Genomic DNA, 22724 nt, shown 5'->3' on the forward strand with positions numbered 1-22724 from the left:
ACCGAATTACTTAATTATTGCCCGGCAGCCAGGCTAACCAATTCTTTTAAATTTTTATTTTATTTTTCCAAAATTTACAGCCTGTTTATCCATTACATCACTGGTCAAAAAATTGCCTGAATGTATTATCACCCTGTAGCGGAATGTAACCGATTTGCCCGGCTGCAATGAAAAATTTAATTCTTCTTTTCCATTGCTGAAAACTTTTCTCCCCAACGGATTAGCTGCAAATAAACCATAGCCTCTTGCATGCCAGTAAGTGGGATAACCAACATTCATCGGATGATCAATAATACCGATTGTTATTTCTTTCCCATCTTTTTTACCTGTAAGCATTACCCAATTACCTTTGCTGCTCCATACCGAATCGCCTTTTAATCCTGTGCTGCCGTAATACATACCGGTAACATCTGCACCTGATGGCGGCACATTTGTAATATTTCCTTTATCATCGATAAAACTGCTCTTTTCTTTAGAGGGTAATTCCAATTCTCTTGCTACACGAATGGCAAACATGCCATCTTTTACATCTTTAAAAATTACTGTGGTATCAGCGGCCGTTAAAGTAGTTATACGGTCAATTATAAAATCATTTTTATTAACACTAAAATTGAAAGTGGTAAGTTCATGCAGTAAAATTTTATTATCAGAACGTATCCATATTGCTGTTGCCGTTAATGATGCAGTGTTACCTTTTGTTTTTTTATTGATAATTTTTTGATGAACAATAGTACCATACTGATTTCTTTTTGCAATTTCTATAGCGGTTGAATTATTCCAGAAATCAAGACCGTTAACAGATTCGTAATTAAGCCAGATGCCGGTATGATGCGGATGATCTGTTCTTTCGCCGCTAACAGTTTTAAATGGATAACTCCGGGTAACTGTTATTCCATCTACTGTATTTACAGGAAAAAGAACAGGCTTTCTGCTGGAATCGTAATAACAATAAGCGGTGAGCAATTTATTATTGAATAAAATTTCAACTTCTTTTTTGTCTTTCTTTTCTTCAATACTAAACCCTGTTGATTGCTGTGCCTTTATATTAGCGTTTAAAAATAAAATAACTGCTAAAAAAAATAATTTATTCATGTTTAAATTAAATTAATATTTAAAAACTTTACCGTTAGCCATTACTTCCTGTGTTTTTTCGTCGAAGGTTACTTTAGCACCTGTATGTGCCGCAGCATTTGTCATAATGGTAGCAATAGAATGGCTGTACCCTGCTTCAACAGGTGCATTGGGTTGTTTACGGCTGCGGATACACTCCATCCAGTTGCGAACATGGTTGGAAGTAAGTTTATCGCCTCCGGTATTTGCAGATGCCACTACAGCTTCTGCAGAAGATAAAGTTTGTGCTGATAATAAATTCGGCTGCATATTCATTTCATCGGCAAACCTTTTTGACAAGCCACCATTTGGAGAAATCGTATTGGTGATCAAATTTAATTCGCCGCCATTAGAATAATATATTTCTGAAGGTTTTTCATCTCCATTATGCATACGGGAACCAAAGGTTACCTGAAATCCCGATGACAGATCATTTACAGGGCCATAATCAAATACCGCAGTAATGGTATCCCAATTTTTTCTTCCATCTTTCCACATATAAATACCACCGTTAGCAACTACACTCCGTGGATGTTGTATTCCGCTAAACCAATGTACGGTATCAATCTGGTGGCTCATCCATTGGCCAGGCAAACCTGATGAATAAGGCCAGAACAAACGGTACTCCAAATATTTTCTTGGATCAAAAGTATCACTGGGCCTGTTCATTAAAAAACGTTTCCAATCAGTGTCTTCTTCCCTTATCTGGCTAAGTAATGCAGGCCTGCGCCAGCGGCCGGGTTGATTTACATTCCAGCTTAGTTCCACCATTGTAATGGGGCCAAATTTTCCAGAACGAATAAACTCATTGGCTGCATGATAGTTGGCACCGCTTCTTCGCTGTGATCCTATTTGAACAATTCTGTCTGTTGCTTTTATGGCTTTTAATGCAGCCCTGTTATCTTCCATAGTTTCTGCAAAAGGCTTTTCTACATAAGCATCACAGCCAGCCTTAACCGCTTCAATAGCATGCAGTGCATGTTGAAAATCGGCTGTGCTGATGAATACAGCATCCACTAATTTTTTGTCGTACATTTCTTCGTTGTTGCGGCAGGCAACAATGTCATGGCCCATTTTTTCTTTCCATGCTGCTGCACCTTCTTCCCTTCTTTTTTTCCAGATATCTGATACAGCCACCAAATCGAAGTTCAGTTCTTTATAGTGATTCATAAAACAGGGCATGTGTGAACTCCTGTGCCGGTCCGAATATCCAACCACGCCTACCCTTACACGGTCGTTGGCACCAATAATGTTTGCATAACTTTTGGCACTGAAGCCCATTGCTGCTGCATACAAAGCTGCTGATGCTTTAGCAGATTGTTTAATAAAATGCCTGCGTGACTGTGACATAGATTTTTATTTTATTGTAAAGAAATTTTTAATCCTTGATTTATTTACCACTTCAACTCTTTTATTTTAATACTTCTGTACGAAACGGCATTGCCATGATCCTGCAACAGGATATGACCTTTGGGGGCTTCTCCAAAATTTTTCCAGATCACGTATTTACTTACAGCAACTAAATCTTTATATTCTTTAGATCCTCTTATATATTCTAAAACTTTTACGCCATTAAGATAATGTTCTACTTTATCATTTGGATAAACAATTATTCTCCCAAAATTCCATTGACCGATGGGACGCAAAAATCTTTTTTGTTTTTCAGCTTTTATCATGTCATACACAGAAGCCATTGTACGGTTACCATCACGACCCAGTTTTGCATCGGGGTGTAAAGTATCATCCAGCACCTGGTATTCCAACCCAATTGCAGAACCCTTACTGTCTTCTGCCAGCGTTACAAAATATTTTACACCACTGTTGGCACCGGGTGATAATTTAAATTCAAAAGATAAATCGAATGCAGCAAACTGTTCTTCAGTTACAATATCTCCACCATTGGTTGCTTCTTTACCTTCTGCATCCATAACAGCAATGGTGCCATTATTTATTATCCATCCTTTTTCAGGAAAACTGCCACCCTTCGCACTTTTCCATCCTTTACCTGTTTTTCCATCAAATAATAAACGCCATCCATCTTTCTTTTCGTAAGCAGTTAAATTATTTACAACAAAATTGGCAACATATACATTTGCAGGAAATGGCGTTGGCACCAACCCGGTTGTTTTAATCCGCACATTTTTATAACATACTTTTTTACCTGCATGATCGGCAGATTTAATGCCATGTACCTGTAATCCAATAAAACCTTTAGCATCAATGGTATCAACAACATAAGCAGTTGCAATTCCATTTACCCATGTCTTCATTTCGTTACCAATACACTCTACTTTAAAATGATTATATGTTCCTTTTTTAAAAGCATGTTGTGCCTGTGCATTTAATTGCATTGGATAAAGCCAGTCTCTTCTGTCCTCATCATAAATACCACCCGTCCAGCGGCGTGGGCTGGGGTCAACTTCGCATTGGCGCCCATACACTTTGCCTTCGCCATTAAAAGCTGTGGCATCAAAATGGCTACGGGTTTGCAGGCCTGCATTGCCTTCTTCATCTTCCACCCACACATCTGCTTCCAAAATAAAATCTCCATATTCTTTTTCGGTAACTAAAAAAGTATTTCGGGAATTTGCAACAGTGCGGCCAACAATAATACCGTCTTCAACTTTATAATCTGCAGTACCACCCAATCTTTTCCAGCCGGTTAAATCTTTTCCATTAAAAAGATTTTGCCAGCCACCTGTTGCCTGCTGTGCAGATACGGATACTGCAATAAAAAAAGTTGTGCTGCATAAGAGACTTCTTAATTTCATGATAACAATTGCAATGATTAAATGATTTTTTTAAATTTACTTTTTTATTTAATAGCAGCAATATTTATTTTCTTAACATAAAAGATAATTTTTATTGTTATTATTTTTTATAAGGATCAAGCGTTTGAATTTTCCCATCGCCATCATAAGTCAGTTCGGCTACTTTTACCGAACGCAAATGTGTAACGCCTTCACTTAAACTGGAATCGTGATAAAATAAATACCATTTGCCATTAAATGCACAAATAGAATGATGGGATGTCCACCCTACAACAGGATTTAAAATTTTTCCCTGGTAAACAAATGGCCCGTAGGGATTATCGCCAATGGCATAACAAATAAAATGTGTATCTCCGGTGGAATAAGAAAAATAATATTTTCCATTGTACTTATGCATCCACGATGCTTCAAAAAATCTTCTGTTATTATCACCTGCTAAAAGTGGATTACCATTTTCATCAGTAATAATAATTTCTTTCACCGTTTCGGCAAACTGTTTCATATCATCTGTCAGCAATGCCACTTTTGGCCCCAATGCATTTTCACTTGATAATGGTTCTTTATTATCCGAATTGTATTCGTTGTTTCTGTACCATTGCAATTGTCCTCCCCAAATTCCACCAAAATACAGGTAGTGTTTTCCATCATCATCTAAAAAAACAGCAGGGTCAATTGAATAACTATTTTTTATAGCCCCGGCTTCTGGTGTAAACGGACCGATTGGATCATCACTGATTGCTACGCCAATTTGAAAAATGCCATCTTCTTTTTTTGCAGGAAAGTATAAATAATATTTTCCGTTTTTATAAGCCGCATCGGGTGCCCACATTTGTTTTTGTGCCCATGGCACATCTTTTACATGCAATGCAATGCCATGGTCTGTGGCTTCGCCATCAATACTATCTAAAGAAATTACATGATAATCTTCCATTGCAAAATGGCTGCCTAAATCATCAAATGGTGTATCAGTATCTATATCATGAGAAGGATAAATATAAATTTTTCCATTAAAAACATGTGCAGAAGGATCTGCAGTGTAAATATGTTTTACGAGTGGTTGCGAAATTGCCCTGCTGTTTAAATCATTAAAATCAATATGGTCAATATTATCTTCCGGCATAAGCACCTATCCCTTAAAAGGGATTTTTTTTAAAATGTTATAAAATACTTTTATGATAAAAATTATACTACTCACCCTTTAGCATTTCTCTTTATTATAAGTTCGCTTTCAATCTTTACTTCCATTTTTTTATTTATTTCATACCAAATCAACGAGGCTGCCCCAACAATAAAAATTAAACCTGGGTAAATACTTACGCTCATTTTAATACCGCTGATAGCACCAGCAGTTTGTACTGCATCTGGCACATATCCATATTTGCTCAATATAAATGCTCCTAATCCACCACCAAGGCTTAAGCCAACTTTTAATCCAAAAATCATTGCAGAAAAAATTATGGCGGTTGCACGGCGGTTGTTTTTCCATTCGCTGAAATCGGCCACATCAGCAATCATTGCCCATAAAATTGGAATGGTGATACCATATAAAAATCCATGAATGATATGCGTAGCAAAAACCGCAGCTATGGCATCTTTGGAATAAAAATTAAACATAATCAACGCCAATGCCGATAACGCAAGAAAAATTCCAAATACGTTTCTTTTACCAAAACGGTCGGCTAATGGTTTGCTGAACATGATACCAACAATCATAAAAATAATACTGCCTGCATTAAACAAGCTGTTGGCAGAAGTCGGTGAATCTTTTGGCCATTCAAAATTACCTAAGCCAATGCCCGTTAAAAATTTATTTAAGCCATTAATAAAATTATTAAATCCAATATTTTCTAAAAAAGCTGCCTGGGCATCACCTGATAAATAATATTTGCAATAAAAAATATTCATTCCTCCTTTTAAAGCCAAAGTAATAAATACAAGGATGGTAAGTATCAGCATAATTATCCACGGTTTGTTTTTTGTGAGGTCTGTTAAATCTTGTTTTACAGATGATTTTTCAACCTGTGCAGGTTTCACTCTTTCTTTTGTAGTAAGAAATGTAATGATGAAACAAATAACTCCAACAATAGCAAAAACTAACATTACTTTTTCAAAACCTTTTGCTTTATCGCCATGCCCAACTGAAAGTGCTAATGGCAACAGTAATGATTGAATTATAAACTGAGCAACCATAACTGCCACAAAACGATAAGATGATAGACTGTTTCGTTCTTTCATATCGCTGGTGAGTACGCCACTCAATGCAGAGTATGGAAGATTATTAGCAGAATAGATTATTACCAGTAAAAAATAAGTAGTAGCTGCATAAATTAATTTTCCGCTTTCTCCAAAATTTGGTGTACTGAATGCCAATAATGAAATGACACCAAAGGGAATGGCTGTCCATAAAATCCATGGCCTGTATTTACCCCAGCGTGTATTGGTTCTGTCGGCAATGGCGCCCATTATTATATTAAAAAAAGCACCGGCAAATCCAAAAAATGTAATGATAAAACTTGCCTTACCTGCAGGAATTTTATATACATCGGTATAAAAAAATCCAAGGAATGTTACCAGCGTTTGAAAGATAAGGTTAGCAGCAAGGTCGCCCAGGCTGTAACCAATTTTTTCTACAACAGATAATTTTTGAGGAGCAGCAATCATGAAGTTTATTTGAACTGTTATAAAATGAATTGATTATTTTTTTGGTACCAATGCCATCACTTTTTTATAAGCAAGTTTGGGTTTAAAGTTGCTGTCGAAAAGCAAAGGATAATTTGTGCGGCCTTTTATCGGCCAACCATTTAACCATGATTGCCCATCGTTGACTCCCCAAAAAGTTACTCTTTCAATTTTATTTTTATATTTAATAAAGAGTTTAAATAAATCTTCGTAACCTTTTGCCAGTTTTCTTTGCAAAGAATCGGGTAACCCATTAGGATAAGGATTCATAAACGGACTGCCTTCAAAATTTTGATTTACATCTGCACCTTTTAAATCCCATGGATTGGGTAATGCAGTTAAATCCAATTCGGTAAAACTTATTTTTAATCCCAGTGCAGAAAATTCTATTATACTGTTTTCTATATCCTGCAGCGGCGGGCCGTTAATGCTCCAGTGTGCCTGTATGCCTACGCCATCTATTTTAGTTCCGCTGGCTTGTATTTTTTTTATTAGTTTAATTGCCCCTGCTCTTTTTTTTGGTTGCTCTATATTATAATCATTGTAATATAATTCAGCTTTAGGGTCTGCTTTTGCAGCCAGTTCAAATGCCTTACGTAAATAATCTTCTCCTAATTTTTCTAAAAAAATTGATTTGCGTAATGTACCATCGTCATTCAATGCTTCATTCACTACATCCCAACTGTTTACTTTTCCTGCATAGCGGCCAGCAACAGTATTAATGTGATTGGTCATGAACATCATTAAGGAATCACTGCTTTGTATATTGTTTATAAAAGGCGATAACTGGCTGTGCCAAACTAATGTATGTCCAACAATAAACATTTTATTTTTTTTTCCATAGGCCACATATTTATCTGCCAGATCAAAATTGTATTTATCCCATTGCGGATGTATTACTTCACATTTCATAATGTTCTCAGGAGTAATGGAGTTGAATTGCTGTGGTATTAAAATAGCGGCGTTTGGTTCTTTTTCTTCAATTTGCGCTGCATTTATCGCAGCACCAATAAGAAAATAATTTTTGAAGCTATTTTTTAATGATGCTTTTTTGTCCGTTTTTTTAATAACCGAAGATGGGTTTTGTGCTTTACTATGTTGTAAAAAAACTATTGCAGTAAAAGTCAACAGTATTCTTATTCTTACAAAAAATTTCATTTTTTTAAATATTTTTTACTTTAAAGGGTATGTGCTGAGGATTAAATGATCTGATTTGTTTACGCAAAATTAAATGTAACGGTTAATTATATTTTCCATGTACTCCTGTTTGCCGCTAATCATTTTTGGTTCGCCCTGCTCAATGGCATAAGCCCTTAAATCTTCCAGCGATAATTTCCCTTCTTCAAAATCTTTTCCTTTGCCACTGTCAAAGCTTGCATAGCGTTCCGTTCTTATTTTTTTAAATTCAGATTTTTGTAAAACATTATCCGCAGTTATTAGTGCCCTTGCAAAAACATCAATACCTCCAATATGTGCATGAAATAAATCTGCTGCATCGGTACTGTTTCTCCTGATTTTTGCATCAAAGTTTATTCCGCCGCCTTTAAAACCACCTGCCTGCAATAATACCAGCATACATTCTGTCAGTTCATTAATATCATTGGGAAACTGATCGGTATCCCATCCATTTTGATAATCGCCACGGTTGGCATCCATTGAACCTAATAAGCCTGCATCAACAGCCACCTGCATTTCGTGTTGCATGGTATGGCCGGCCAGCGTTGCATGGTTCACTTCTATATTCAAACTAAAATCATTTAATAAATCATACTGCCTTAAAAAACCAATTACAGTTTCGCAATCATAATCATATTGGTGTTTGCTGGGTTCACATGGTTTTGGTTCAATAAAAAATTGTCCTTTAAAACCATTTTTTCTTCCATAATCTTTTGCTGTGTGTAAAAATTTAGCAAGATGTTCTTTCTCTCTCTTCAAATTTGTATTGAGTAAACTCATGTAGCCCTCACGGCCACCCCAGAAAACATAATTCTCCCCGCCCAAACTTATAGTGGCATCTAATGCTGCTTTTACCTGTGCAGCGCCATGTGTTAATACATGAAAATCAGGGTTAGTAGCTGCGCCATTCATATACCTTTTGTTAGAAAACATATTGGCAGTGCCCCATAATAATTTTACGCCACTTGCCTTTTGTTTTTCTTTAAAATACGCAGTGATGGCTTGTAAACGTTTTTCATTTTCATTGATATCATTGGTATAGTCCACCGCATCCACATCATGAAAACAATAATAAGGCAAACCGAGTTTTGTAATAAATTCAAACGCTGCATCAGCTTTATCTTTTGCCCTTTCCACTGCGTCTGCTTTCTCACTCCATGGAAATAAATGGGTAGCTTCTCCAAACGGATCGGCACCATTACCACAGAAGCTGTGCCAGTAAGCACATGCAAAGCGTAACCATTCTTTCATTGGTTTACCGGCCACAATTCTATTTTCATCGTACCAGCGGTAAGCCAATGGGTTATCTGTATCGAGGCCTTCAAATTTTATTTGACCGATGCCTTTAAAAAATTCTTTTTGTCCGGTTGTGATTGACATTTTTAGTTGATTGTATGGTTAATTAATTACAAATAATTTAAGATAAAATATTTACCTCATCATTTTTATACAGTTTACTTTTCAATATTTCTTTCCACTCAGCATACAAGTCTTGGTACAATGCTGTTTGTTTTGGTTCTGCAACAGCAACAGGTTTTCTTTCTTTAGAGGCAGCAACGGCATCAGCAAAAATGCCTGCTCCAATACCGGCTCCAATGGCGGCACCAAAACTCCCATCACCGTCATAAAATTCTACTGCCACATTATTTACATTTACAAATGATTGTGTAAATACATCACTCAAAAACATATTGGCTTTACCGGCACGTATAATTTTCGGGTCCATTCCATTCTCTCTCATAATATCTAATCCATAACGAAAGGCAAAAGCAATGCCTTCCTGTGCGGCACGAAACAAATGTGCAGTACTGTGTTTATTAAAATCTATATTATGCATATGTGCCTGAACTATTTTATTATTCAACATCCTTTCGGCCCCATTTCCAAAAGGAAATATTATCAACCCGTCGCTGCCGGCATTAATTGTTTTGGCTGTATCATTCATTTGCTGGTAATTCATGCTTTCTCCAGCTATACTTTTTATCCAGCGGTTTAAAATACCTGTGCCGTTGATGCATAATAAAACACCCAATCTTTTTTGTTCAGTTGTATAATTTACATGAGCAAATGTGTTTACCCTCGATTCATTGTCGTAAGTTAACTGATCGCTTACACCATAAATTACTCCCGATGTACCCGCTGTTGCAGCAACTTCGCCGGGTTGCAATACGTTTAACGATAAAGCATTATTAGGCTGATCGCCTGCTTTATAACTAACCGGTATGCCCTCTTTTAAAGATAAAGTTGTTGAAATATTTGCACTTACACGGCCATGCTCTGTAAATACATTTTTTATTGTGGGTATCAGTGAATCAGAAAATCCATAGTATCCAAAAACATCTTTTGATAATTCGTTTTGCTGAAAATCCCAGAATATACCTTCGGATAATGCTGCAATACTGGTAGAAATTTCCCCGGTAAGTTTCATTGCAATAAAATCTCCGGGCAACATAATCTTATCTGCTTTTGCATAAACATCCGGCTCATTTTGCTTTACCCATGCTAATTTAGACGCAGTAAAATTTCCGGGAGAATTTAATAAATGCAATAAACATTTTTCTCTGCCAATTTCTTCAAAGGCTTTATCACCTAATTCAACAGCCCTGCTATCACACCAAATAATACTGTTGCGTAAAACCTGCTGTTGTTTATCCACTATTACCAACCCATGCATTTGATAAGCAATACCAATGGCAGCAATATCCTGAGGATTATATTTTCGTTGCGCATGCAATTTTAAAATGGCTAATTGTACATGCTCCCACCACATATCAGGAGATTGCTCGGCCCACCCCGATTTTGGAGCAATAATATCAGATTCCGTTTCGGGATATTGTGCAGCAGCAATAGTTTGTTGCGTTTGTGCATCAACCACAGTTACTTTTACCGAGGAAGTTCCAACGTCAATTCCCAAAAGCAGCATATAATTGTTTTAATAGGTAAATTTATCTTTAAATCACGGCAGTTTGCAACCGTTATATAAAAAAATAAATATGCTATCTTATTACTTTTTTACTATTTTGCTATAAAATAATGTCAAAATAGAGGTTTCAGAGTAAAAAGCTTGTGTTTCAATTAATGAAGCATTTATATAAAAAAGAAAATTATGAAAACGTTAATTCAAAAAATATATTTAGAGGAGCAAAACTCATTTGCATGCAGAACATACCGCACACCACAGTTTGAAACTAACTGGCATAAACATGAAGAATGTGAACTTATACTGATTACCCAGGGGCATGGCACCGCATTAATTGGTGATTTTGTTGGTGACTATAAAAAAGGTGATGTTTTTTTTCTTGCATCAAACCTGCCGCACTGGTTCCGTAAATCAGATCAGAAAATGATTGGCAGTGCAATAGTAGTTCATTTTTTAAAAGATTTTTGGGGAGATTCTTTTTTGCACCTGCCGGAAATGAAAAAAATACTGCAATTTCTTGAAGGTGAGAACAACGGGTTACTTTTGCGCCAATCATTACAAAAAAATATTGCCGTAAAAATTGACGAAATTGAAAAGGCAACAGGTGTGCAACGAATTCAATTATTGCTTGACAGTTTGCAACAAATGAGTTTATCCAGGCAATATAAAGTTATCACTAAAGCTTTTGATACTGATTCTGACCACAAAGAAAACAGTGCTATCGAAAAAATTTTCACTTTTTCTTTTAAACATTTTCTTAACCCTATTACCCTTACAGAAGTAGCTGCAATAGCAGATATGAGCATCCCTACGTTTTGCCGTTTTTTTAAACGCAACATTAAAAAAAGTTATTTCGATTTTTTAAAGGAGTTGCGTATTGGCCATGCCTGTAAATTACTACGTGAAAATAACGACCCGATAATTGATATTTGCTATACCAGCGGCTACAACAGCTGGGCACATTTTAGTAAACAATTTAAAAATGTAAAAGAAATGACCCCCAATCAATACCGAAAGCAATTTAAAGCTGTGGATGAATAATAGCAGCGGTTATTTATTTTCAATTTTATCAATAATATATTGACCAATTTTTTTTCCAGCAGCAGCTCCCCTGTCCACACTTATTTTATAATGAATACCGCCATAAAAACGGCTGATGGAACATTCATCGGATGCCTGGATAAATGAACTGAATTTTCTTTCCATATTTATATAACGCCTGTTGCTGGTATCGGTAAAAGCAAAATTATTTCCGTACAAATAAGTAAGTACAGTTGCCGCACTGCCAGTGATGGTACTGTGGCCACTTGTATATTCTGGAAAAGGTGGTGTTTGTAAATAAGCATCCCATTTATCATCAATTAAATTATTAATTGCAGTGATGGGCCTTATATAAACGTAGCGGTATTTTGTATCAAACACAGAGAGGAACGCTTCAAATAGCGCAAGCGATGTTAACGCATACGTTCTTGCAGATTTTACAGCATTAGCTTTGCCCTGACGGCATGCAATGGTGGCAATGCCCATCCAATGACCACCGGGTGTTTGTTTTTTTGTAGCCATCTGCACATGCCCAACATGTTCCATCACAAAGGGATTATCGTCCCAAAACCGGGCAATATCTTTTTGTTCCTGCGAAAGTACTTTACCGGTATCATATACTTCTTTATTCATTTTAAAAAACATGCTGTTGGTATTTTTATCAAATGCAGGTGGTGGCCCCGGATCAAACTGGCTGCAGGAATCTAAAATAAATGGATTTAATTTCATCCAGTATGGTTCAACACCATCGAGGTAATCAGGAGAGGTGGGCTGCCATTTTCCATCATCTTTACTGCCATAAAATTTTTCCATGGCCCTTGTTTGTTTATAATTATCTGCAGCGGCACGTTGCATAATTTTTTTTGCAATAGCTTCGCCAAAGGCAACAGAACTGTCATACACTTCTTTATCCAAAGCCACTTTAAATGGTGCATATGTTTGTTCTTCAAATTTTGTAATAGTATCTTTTGAAAAAGTCATTTGACGCATTACATCATAAAATGCTTTTGATGCAGCCAGTGTATAATTGTATTTTTTATTTTTATCCGGCTGCGGCATTGCTGAAAACCCTTTTAATTTAGCAACAATAGACGCTTCTTTTTCGTCTGCATAACGCATGGCTTCATGTGCCGCAAGTGAAGTATATACATATATACGTGAAGCAACCGGTGGAGAAAAAATATCATAAATGATAAGATCGGTTAAATTGTTTTCATTCCGGTGCAACACCTCAGCTTCTTCAGGCAATTTTATTTTATCGCTGGTTTTACAACCTGTAATAAAAATTATCGTTACTGATAAAATAAAAAATATTTTTTTCATACCTGCAATTTTAAAAAAGAATTTATTTTTTTTGAATAAAAGTATTTTCAAGAATCATTAAAGATAAAGGCCGTTTCTTCCATTTTTCTTTTAATGCAGGTGGCAGGTTCCCCAATGTAAAAAATGCATTACCCAATAGAATATCTATATCACCGCCGCCATCAATATCATTGGCATCCATGGTCATCCATCTGCCATCAGTTGCTGTTGAACAATAAAAATACAGTTACTGAAACAAGAAATACTAAAGAAAGAATGGCAATCGTCTTTTTCCATTTTAAAAATTTATAGTTCTTTTGTTTCCTGCTGCATCTGTAATGATAACAGATTTTAATTTTGATGTTGCTGATATATAACGGCCCGATTGAGAATAAAATGAAGTACCATAATAGATTTCTTCTTTACGTTGTATACCATTGGTAAAAAAATAATTAAGCGATACGTCAGTGGGTTGAAGACTTAGCATTTTTCTTGATATATTATTTTCAAATAATAACAATGGCCCCTGGTTTTGTGCGGCTATTAATAAAGGCTTACCTGCCGCTGATTTTAAATACACCAAACTTTTACCATCACCCGGAATATAGTAACCCGTTTCCCCTGGCTGCATTGCAATAAAATTTCCTTTCCCATCTCCTTTTAAAATCAATCCATTGAACCCATCGTATCTTCCTGTAGCAATTTCGGTGCTGTAATCATTTCCATTAATGATGATATCCAGGTTTCCATCACTGTCCACATCATCCGCAATCATTCCAAACACAGCAGATAATTGTGCGGCTACCGGTAAAGCTGTAATTTCAAAATTTCCGTTACCATTATTTTTTATAAAGCTGCTTGAAAAATTTGTTGCCTGCAACTGTAAAGATTTTTTTATTTCTTCGGCAGATAAAATTTTTGAAATGGGTGCAAGGGCATAATTTTTATAGTTAGTAAACCTTGCTTTAAAACCAATCATCTGTTTTATCATATCATCTCTTCCAAATGCCGGAAATTCTTTCATCTCATTATTAACGTCGGGCAGGTAAAGCGAAGGGATAACATCGTAACCACCATCATCATTAAAATCGAATGCATAAATTTTTGCAGGATAAGTGGTACTGGCTTTATAAAAAGAATTTAATCCAACATTACCGGCAACGTAATCAATATCGCCATCATTATCAAAATCGCCTGCGGTTAAACTATTCCACCAACCCCCCGATTGCAGATCTGTGTTTCCGGATTTTATATTTTTAAAAAATCCCTTTTCGTTTTTTAAAAAAGTAAGCGGCATCCATTCTCCTGCAAGCATTATATCTATCCATCCATCGTTATCAAAATCTGTCCACAACATATCGCAGGTAAGGCCGCAGTTAATTAAAGCCGGCGCAATTTCTTTTGTAACGTCTGTAAATTTCAGCCTGCCATTCTTACTGTCATTCCTTAAAATAAAAGATGATACAGAAAGTGGATATTTTTCCGGCATTACTCTTCCGCCAACAAATAAATCTAAATCGCCATCCTTATCATAATCTGCCGCTTTAATACAACTTTTGCTAATGATTGAAATTGGAATTGCCAATGAATCCAATACAAAATTTGCTTTGCCATCATTTACATAAAACTTGTCCTTATAATTTGCGGAGCCATTTTTATTTTCGTAACCGCCGCTGGCAATATATAAATCAAGATCATTGTCACCATCTGCATCAAATAATAAAACGCCTGCGTCTTCAGTTTGTTTTGTTGTAAAATTTGCGCCGGGCAAAATACTTTTTGTTTCAAATTGTCCGTCTTTTTTTTGCAGAAAGAATTTACCGCTGTTGCCATAACTTCCACTAATAAAAAAATCGTCCAGTCCATCGCCATTTACATCACCTACAGCTAATGCCGGCCCGAACTGGCTGAATTTATGCGGCAATAATTTTTGTACATTAAAATCTATATAATCTTTATCCTGGTGAATAAAATTTATACCGTATTTTTTTGTAACATCTGTAAATAAATAACTTAAAGTTGCATCATTATAATTTTTTAAAGGAATATTTTTTTCTTTCGTAATGGTAATTACCTGGTTGGCTTTTATATTTTGTACAATTTGCTCCTTACCATCGGGCCATACAATATTTATTTCTTTTACAACACTATCCTCCCCTAATCCGAAATGCATAAAATTTTCCATGGTGGATAAATAACCCCGGTAAGGCGTTTGCTCACTAACCTGCAGTTTATTGCTGCCATATTTAATTTTTACAAAAGCTCCCAATGCCTGTGCATTGGCTGTATCGCCCTTTAATAAAATTCTTAAATAATTATTTTTAGATTTTTGCTCAATACTGTTATTTTTAAAAACCGAAGCTGAGTCGTTAATATTATTTACTACATAATCCAAATCACCATCGTTATCCAAATCGGCATAGGCTGCACCATTTGAAAAAGTGGGTTGTGTAATTCCCCAATCGCTAGTTGCATTTGAAAAAGTAAGGTCTCCATTATTATGAAAAGCATAATTTTTTAATTTTACCGCAGGTATTTCTTCTAAAAGCATTTTTTTGGGTGCATAGTTTTTAGTGTTGGCACGGTAAGCAATAAAATCATGGTCGGTAACATCTTTAGGAAAACCGTTGGTAATGATAATATCACGAAAACCGTCATTATCAAAATCTGCAACCAGTGGTGCCCAGCTCCAGTCTGTTGCAGCAATATTTGCATGGTAAGCAATATCAGCAAACATGGGATGTTGCTGAGAATCAATAACCGGGGTATTTCCTAAATTTAATTGCAGCGTATTTCTTACATACTGGTAATCGTAATTAAATTCTTTTGTATTTTGATAAGAAGAATAGTTGTTGGGGTTAAGCATCATTTTTTTTCTGTAATTATCTTCCGGTAACATATCCACTGCAATAATATCCTGCAGACCATCATTATTAATGTCAGTAATATCGTTGCCCATTGCAGAAAAACTGGTATGCTTTAAATATTGGGATGCTCTGTTGGTGAATGTGCCATTTTTATTATTAATGTACAATAAATCATTAGAAATATAATCGTTTGTTACATAAATATCCGGCCATCCGTCCCTGTTAATATCTGCAACATGCACACCTAAACCAAACCCTTCAGTTAATATTCCGGCCTGTTTAGATACATCAGTAAATAATGGATGATGCAAAGATTCATTCCAGTCATTTCGATATAATCGATCGGTACCTGGTGCAGTACCATCTGTTATTATTGCATGATACTTATTTGGGTAACGATTGGCATCAATTTCATCTGCCACAATGTATATATCAAGATCACCATCACGGTCATAATCAAAAAAAACTGCGTTGGTAGAATGTGAAGTATCGGCAAGGCCGTATGCCGCAGCCATTTCTTTAAAGATTGGAATACCGTTTTTATCATTACCCTGGTTGATGTAAAAAAGATTTTTTCTTTTTTCAGCATCTTTGCTCAACGTGGCACATACATAAATATCCGGCAGGTTATCTTTATTAATATCAACAATTGCAATGCCACTGCACCATTTTCCCTCACCATCAACTTTACTTATTGTGGTTACATCTTCAAATTGCATGGCACCTTTATTAAGATATAATTTGTTACTTACCATATTACCGGTAAAATAAATATCAGGCAATCCATCGTTATTAAAATCAGCAATACCAACTCCGCCCCCATTATAAACGTATTCGTTGTCTAAAATATTAATAGAATCATTTTCAGTAATGCGGTTAGAAAAAGTTATCCCTGTTTTATTTGCAGCAAGTTCGGTAAAGAGTGTTTTTTTATTATTGCAGGAACAGAATAATATAAGTGCTGCCATGCAGGCAACGGCAAAAATATTCACAATAAATATTTTTCTTTTCATAATGCAATAACACAATTTTGAGACAGTTTTTGTTCTTTTTTTGTATAACCAATTTTTTTTTGAACCAGGCTTCAGGATTTCTTTTTGGCTGCAGTGGTCTGGCCTAAGGCGAGACACTCTTCAACAATATTAATTCTATTGAGCAAAGCGAATAAGGATATTATTGAACAGCTGCTTTTAAAGTTAACATGATATCTGCAGGTTCTGTGTTGCAGGTAAGTGTAATTGTTCTGCTCTGTGGCCCCTTTCTTCCTTTGGTATTAAAATGTGTGGTGATGTCCACTTCTTTTCCAGGTGCAATCATTTCTTTTGTATATACCGCCGCCACACAATCGCATGACCCAGCACTTTTATAAATAACCAGTGGCTCAGTTCCTTTGTTGGTGAGTTTAAAAATATGAGTGAGCGTATCGCCTTCTTTTACTTTTCCAAAATCAAATCCCATTTCATTAAAACTGGCTTCGGTAAAATAAGTTTTACTTTTATCAACACTAACAGGCCCATTATAAGTACCGGTTTCTTTTTTTTCTTTTTTAGAAAATAAATCTGTTTTGTTATCTATTACTATTAGTGTTGCACCAACTAAAATTCCAAAAAATATTATTTGCACCCATGTTTTTTTGAAAAAATTTTTCATTTTTAAATTATTTTGTTTGAAGAAAAATCACCGCATCATTATTTCTTGCCAGTAACAGCACATCAGTATTTTTAGTTTTTAAATATATCGCATCTCTTATCTGGCCTTTTATATTCAATCCGCTTTTAGTGGATGATACAAAATTAAATCCCCCTTTTCCATCGCCATGATAAAGACTTGCAGCATTTGCATCTAATCTTCCTATATCTGGTTTTATATCCCAAAAATTTCCGCCTGTAAAAATATCAATGTTTCCATCGGTATCAAAATCGCTGGCAATAATAGTAAACACCGGCGAAGTTTGCGCCATTATGGGTAAGGGGGATAATGTAAAATTTGTTTTACCGTCATTCATCAGCATTGATGATGCTAAAGTTTGAACAGACAGTTTTGCTGATTTATTAATAAGATCACTGCCAAAAATTTCATTTACAGATTTACCTGCATAATCTTTATACAATAAAAATTTCTTTTTTAAAAAAGGCAGTTGCGCTGTAATATCCGATTTAGAATTATACAAGTGGCTTTTGCCATCGGGCCAGTAATAACTTATTATGGCTTCGCTGCTTCCGTTAGCATCAAAATCATTTACATACATTTCCATAGGCTTTTCTGCAGTTGCTTTAAATTGTGTATTGTAGCCCCAGTTACCCAATAAAAAATCTGCATCACCATCTTTATCAATATCAGCAGCAACAATACAATTCCATAAACCTGATGAGTTGGGAACAGTATTTTTGTTGTCAATTTTTCCTTTGTTATTAATAAAATAAGTTACCGGCATCCAGTCTCCCACAATAATTAAATCTGCATAACCATCTTTATTAATATCATTCCATACTGCATCGGTTACCATTCCCGGTTGTTTAAGTGCCGCAGGTGTTTCATCAGTTAGTATCCCGTTTTTATTATACAGCAAATAACTTCTGCCCGGCAATCCATATTTACCTGCAACAGCCCTTCCGCCAATAAACACATCATCAAATCCATCTTTATCAAAATCTGCAATTTGTACACAAGAGGCATTTGTTGAAATTTCGGGTAGCTGCCCTTTTGAAAAATTTCCTTTACCGTCATTAATATATAATCTTGTTAACAGTAGAGAACTTCCCTGGTCGTACTGATAACCGCCGGAAGCCACAATTAAATCCTGGTCGCCATCTTTATCAATATCAAAAAATGCAGCACCAGCATCTTCCATTTCTTTATTGGTTTCAAAAACAGGTTGGATACTATTTTTAAATCCATTGGCAGTTTGTAACAATAATTTACCTGGGTTGCCAATTGAACCACCAATAAAAATATCTGTTAGTCCGTCGCTATTTACATCTGCGGAAGCAAGCTTTGGGCCCTGCGTAGATAACATGTAAGGGATCAATTGTTCATTATCAAAATCGGTGAATTGGTTTTCTTTATGCTTTACTTCATTTGTGAGTAAGCCTGCAGTTTTATCTGTAAATATATGTTGTGTTTGTACTGCAGGAATAAATTTTTTATCAGCATCTTTCTCTTTTAAAATTATTTCTTTATCTGCTATTACGTTATATAAAACCTGCCTTGAAAGATTTGGCCATATCACTTCTAATGAATCTGCTTTAGTGGCTTTGCCCAAACCAAAATTCAGCCTGTTATCTACGCAGCTTTGAAAACTTCTTACCGGTATATTTTGCAACACCTGCTTTTGGTTATTTGCATAAAGATTAACCCATGCCCCGGTTGCAAATAAATTTTTTCCTTCGCCTTTTAAATTAATTTTTAAAAAGTGGTTACCGGTATTTTTATTGGTTTCATTTTTATAAATAAACGAAGGGGAGTTGATATTGTTTACTACAAGGTCCATATCACCATCATTATCTAAATCTGCATAAGCCACGCCGTTACTAAACGATGGTTCGCCAAAACCAAGTTCATTTGCTTTATTTACAAAAGTTGTGTTACGCTGATTTACATAAGCGTAATTTGCTAGCGGTGTAGATGGTATATAAGGCAAAAAATCACGAAAATCAAAACGTCCTTTTTCGGTTACTACTTTATTTACGTTTTGTTTGTTGGCTAAAAAATCGGAGAAATCCATATCGCTTATATCCCGGTACACGCCATTGCTGATGTAAATATCTTTGTAACCATCATTATCAAAATCAAAAGTTAAAGCGCCCCAGCTCCAGTCTGTAGCAGCAATGCCCGAAAGAAAAGCTGTTTCGCAAAAAGTACCATTGCCATTATTTAATTGTAAAGAATTTTGCGGATACTGGTAATGAAAAGAATAACGGTATTTCATATTTTCAATATGATACTGTTCAAACCTCGTCATTGTTTTTACCCTTGTTTCATCTTCGGGCAGCATATCTGTAGTAACAATATCCATAAAGCCGTCGTTATTTAAATCGGCAATATCTGCACCCATACTGGAGGATGATATATGGCCTATCCTTTCGGGCAATTCATCTTTAAACGTTCCATTTTTTTGATTGATGTACAAATAATCTTTTTCATAAAAATCATTGCTTACATAAATATCCGGATACATATCGCCATTTACATCGCTTACAGACACACCGAGGCCGTAAGCAATTTTTGTTCCGGCAATGCCTGCCTGTTCACTCACATCGGTGAAATGATTATTATCGTTACGCATCAATTTGTGGCCGCCGAGTGTATCACGTATTTTTCTTACTGCTTCCAGGTCAAATTTTCTTACATCAACAAAACTGTTGTTTAAAATATAGCAATCCAAATCACCATCAAGATCGTAATCAAAAAAAGAAACGTGGGTGGTATAACCCGGATCGTTTAAGCCATAAGCCTTTGCTTCTTCTTTAAAAGTATTGTTATGCTGGTTAATGTATAATTCATTCTCTTTATTATCACCTTTTATATCTCCGCTGTTACACACATAAATATCCAGCCAGCCATCGCCATTTACATCAGCCATAGTAACACCCGTACGCCAGCCCCTTTTACTTTTTATCAATGAAGAAGGCGTAATATCATCAAATTTAAAATTGCCTTTGTTAAGGTAGAGTTTACTATCGCCAAGGTTTGCAGTAAAAAAAATATCGGGCAAGCCATCGTTATTAATATCTCCTAATGCCACGCCACCGCCATTATAAAAATTTCTGTAAGTAAGAATATTATATTCCTGCTGATCGTTAACCATGTTGGCAAAACCTACACCGGTTTGTGCAGCATCTAATTTTACAAATAAAGAATTTACCGGCTGAATATAGCCTTGTTTTTTTTCATTATTACAGGAGGATAAATAAAATAGACCAGTCAGAAAAATAGTAATGGAAAGAAATTTGTTCATAAAATAAAATACTGTCTGTAACTGATTATTTTAATGCTGGTGTTAAGTTAACTTTAAAGTAACGCATAAACCTCACAAGTTGTATAACGCTTTTGTAATACAAACAGGCTTTCATAAATCTGTGAGGTTTTACATTACAGGCTTGGCAGAACACTGGCAAGTTAAGTATTTGTAATGCTATAAAAAATGCCTTTAAAAATTAGTTTAAAACAAGAGGGACACCTATAACAGTGCCCCCCTATTCTTGCTTGCTATATGAGAAAAAAGTTAGTACCCTGCGTTTTGTGTTAACTGAGGTACCCCATTAATTTTACTCAAGTCAATTTCTATACTTGGCAATGGAAAATACTTAAGTTTAGTTGCTGTTGGTTGCTGAGTGCCAGCATACAATTGTACCCTTCTTGTTTTTTCCACATTAAGGAAATCAACTAAAGTTTGTACATCGTTCCAGCGGCGCAAATCAAAAAAGCGATAGCCTTCCATAGCAAGTTCTAATCTTCTTTCCCAACGTACTGCCTGCCTTGCTTCTGCCTGGTTAGCAAAAGGAACAACATACTGGCCAACTTTATATTTTGTGCCATTTACTGTGCCTGCACCTGCTGTTAAAGATTGTGAAATTGTAGCCTCATCTGTACCTGCACCCTGTACAAATTTGCCGGCTCTTGCTCTTACCTGGTTGATATAAGTTTGTGCCAGTAAAAGATTTCCACCAGTTTCAATTTCGCATTCTGCAGCCATTAATAGTACATCAGAATATCTTATGAAAGGGATGTCAATTGCATTAGGTGCTGTTGACCATCCACTGGCTGTTGATAAAGTACCTTTTTGCGCTTTGTGAAATACATTTTTCTTTGGTGCAAAAAATCCACAGTAACCCCCATCACGAACCCAGTCATCTTTATGTGGTCCCCAGTCATAATATGGTTCTCCGGTTCTGCCCACAGTCCAATCCATTCTTGGATCAAAAACATCGGTGGTAAAATTAGCAAGCGTTGCATTGAATGTAGTAAATAAAGGAAGTCCGGCTACATCAGTTCTAAATGCATTTACTAAGTTTTGTGATGGCTGATGAAATCCGCAACATTGTGTAACAGGTGCGTTACCGTGAGGAACGTTTAAACGATCGCCCCAGTTACCATTAGCACTTTCGCCTGCACCATCATTAACTGATGCTTTATAAGCAAATAACATTTCGCTGTTGTTTTGTTTTGCGGCATCAAAATTATCGTGGTAGTTATCTGTAAGCGCATATTTATTACCGGCTATAACGGCCTGCAATAAAGGTTTTGCTTCGGCAAATTTACCTACAAACATATAAGCCCTTGCTAAATACGCCTGCGCTGCGCCTTTTGTGGCACGGCCAGATGATTGTGAACTTACTTCTGCCAAACCGGCAATAGCATCTTTAAAATCCTGCTCAATTTTTGGAAAAATATTAGTTGCATTGGATTGACGGTATTCAGTAACATTCTCATCAATAAAAGGAACATTAACCCACATTTTGTAAGCATCGAAATGATAATGTGCCCTTAAAAATTTTGCTTCGCCTGACAATTGCCCTTTTTCTGCGGCAGTAAGATCTTTTGCGTTATTAAGTAGCCGCAGTGCAACGTTAGCAGCTCCAATACCTGCATAACATTGCTGAAATTTTGCCCTGTAATAAGGATCGTCGGGAGCAAAAATATATTTATTAGCATTTTCAACACCCGGTTGATCGTTTGGTTGAGAACCAGGGTAAGCATCATCAGATGTTACACTTCCCCAAATCCAGTTGCTTCCTGCAACAGGCCAGGGGTTTCCGGCAGCATTGTTCCAGCCATTATCGCTCCAGCCATCTAATTGAGCATATGCAGCAATTATGGTAGTATTAATTCCTTTTGCATTTGCCAAAGAAACTTCAC

Annotated in this window: 15 protein-coding genes; 1 reads left to right on the plus strand and 14 read right to left on the minus strand. The window is 36.0% G+C overall.

What is annotated here, in order from left to right:
- Positions 1-54 precede the first annotated feature (54 nt).
- The 8 genes from ACY65O_RS02940 to ACY65O_RS02975 form a co-directional block, all read right to left on the minus strand.
- Complete coding sequence (locus ACY65O_RS02940; RefSeq protein ID WP_462219358.1) at positions 55-1092, minus strand: DUF6807 domain-containing protein; 1038 nt, start codon at positions 1090-1092, stop codon at positions 55-57.
- A 12-nt stretch (positions 1093-1104) separates the two neighbouring features.
- Complete coding sequence (locus tag ACY65O_RS02945) at positions 1105-2460, minus strand: Gfo/Idh/MocA family protein (protein ID WP_462219359.1); 1356 nt, start codon at positions 2458-2460, stop codon at positions 1105-1107.
- A 44-nt stretch (positions 2461-2504) separates the two neighbouring features.
- On the minus strand, positions 2505-3881 hold the full coding sequence (locus tag ACY65O_RS02950; RefSeq protein WP_462219360.1) for a 3-keto-disaccharide hydrolase: 1377 nt from the start codon (positions 3879-3881) through the stop codon (positions 2505-2507).
- A 100-nt stretch (positions 3882-3981) separates the two neighbouring features.
- Complete coding sequence (locus tag ACY65O_RS02955; RefSeq protein ID WP_462219361.1) at positions 3982-5001, minus strand: glycoside hydrolase family 43 protein; 1020 nt, start codon at positions 4999-5001, stop codon at positions 3982-3984.
- 71 nt (positions 5002-5072) lie between these two features.
- Positions 5073-6542 carry an MFS transporter gene (locus ACY65O_RS02960; RefSeq protein WP_462219362.1) on the minus strand — a complete coding sequence of 490 codons (1470 nt, stop codon included), beginning with the start codon at positions 6540-6542 and terminating at the stop codon, positions 5073-5075.
- A 33-nt stretch (positions 6543-6575) separates the two neighbouring features.
- Positions 6576-7718 (minus strand): endo-1,4-beta-xylanase, encoded by a 1143-nt coding sequence (locus ACY65O_RS02965; RefSeq protein ID WP_462219363.1) that lies wholly within the window; start codon positions 7716-7718, stop codon positions 6576-6578.
- Positions 7719-7787: 69 nt separating this feature from the next.
- Complete coding sequence (xylA, locus tag ACY65O_RS02970; protein WP_462219364.1) at positions 7788-9116, minus strand: xylose isomerase; 1329 nt, start codon at positions 9114-9116, stop codon at positions 7788-7790.
- Positions 9117-9153: 37 nt separating this feature from the next.
- Positions 9154-10659 (minus strand): xylulokinase, encoded by a 1506-nt coding sequence (locus tag ACY65O_RS02975; protein ID WP_462219365.1) that lies wholly within the window; start codon positions 10657-10659, stop codon positions 9154-9156.
- Positions 10660-10842: 183 nt separating this feature from the next.
- Between ACY65O_RS02975 and ACY65O_RS02980 the strand changes: the two genes are divergently transcribed.
- Complete coding sequence (locus ACY65O_RS02980) at positions 10843-11697, plus strand: AraC family transcriptional regulator (RefSeq protein WP_462219366.1); 855 nt, start codon at positions 10843-10845, stop codon at positions 11695-11697.
- A 9-nt stretch (positions 11698-11706) separates the two neighbouring features.
- Here ACY65O_RS02980 and ACY65O_RS02985 read toward each other — a convergent pair whose 3' ends face one another.
- The 6 genes from ACY65O_RS02985 to ACY65O_RS03010 all read right to left on the minus strand — a co-directional run.
- Complete coding sequence (locus tag ACY65O_RS02985; protein WP_462219367.1) at positions 11707-13020, minus strand: vanadium-dependent haloperoxidase; 1314 nt, start codon at positions 13018-13020, stop codon at positions 11707-11709.
- A gap of 22 nt (positions 13021-13042) precedes the next feature.
- Complete coding sequence (locus tag ACY65O_RS02990; RefSeq protein ID WP_462219368.1) at positions 13043-13207, minus strand: hypothetical protein; 165 nt, start codon at positions 13205-13207, stop codon at positions 13043-13045.
- Positions 13208-13297: 90 nt separating this feature from the next.
- On the minus strand, positions 13298-16879 hold the full coding sequence (locus ACY65O_RS02995) for a VCBS repeat-containing protein (RefSeq protein WP_462219369.1): 3582 nt from the start codon (positions 16877-16879) through the stop codon (positions 13298-13300).
- A 160-nt stretch (positions 16880-17039) separates the two neighbouring features.
- Positions 17040-17516, minus strand: a complete 477-nt coding sequence (locus ACY65O_RS03000) for a DUF1573 domain-containing protein (RefSeq protein WP_462219370.1) — start codon at positions 17514-17516, stop codon at positions 17040-17042.
- A gap of 7 nt (positions 17517-17523) precedes the next feature.
- Positions 17524-20823 carry a VCBS repeat-containing protein gene (locus ACY65O_RS03005; RefSeq protein ID WP_462219371.1) on the minus strand — a complete coding sequence of 1100 codons (3300 nt, stop codon included), beginning with the start codon at positions 20821-20823 and terminating at the stop codon, positions 17524-17526.
- Positions 20824-21090: 267 nt separating this feature from the next.
- Positions 21091-22724, minus strand: a 1634-nt coding sequence (locus ACY65O_RS03010) for a RagB/SusD family nutrient uptake outer membrane protein (protein ID WP_462219372.1), incomplete at its 5' end; no start/stop codon positions are given.

Origin of the sequence: Ferruginibacter sp. (genome assembly GCF_031430955.1) — a bacterium.
Lineage (GTDB): Bacteria > Bacteroidota > Bacteroidia > Chitinophagales > Chitinophagaceae > Ferruginibacter.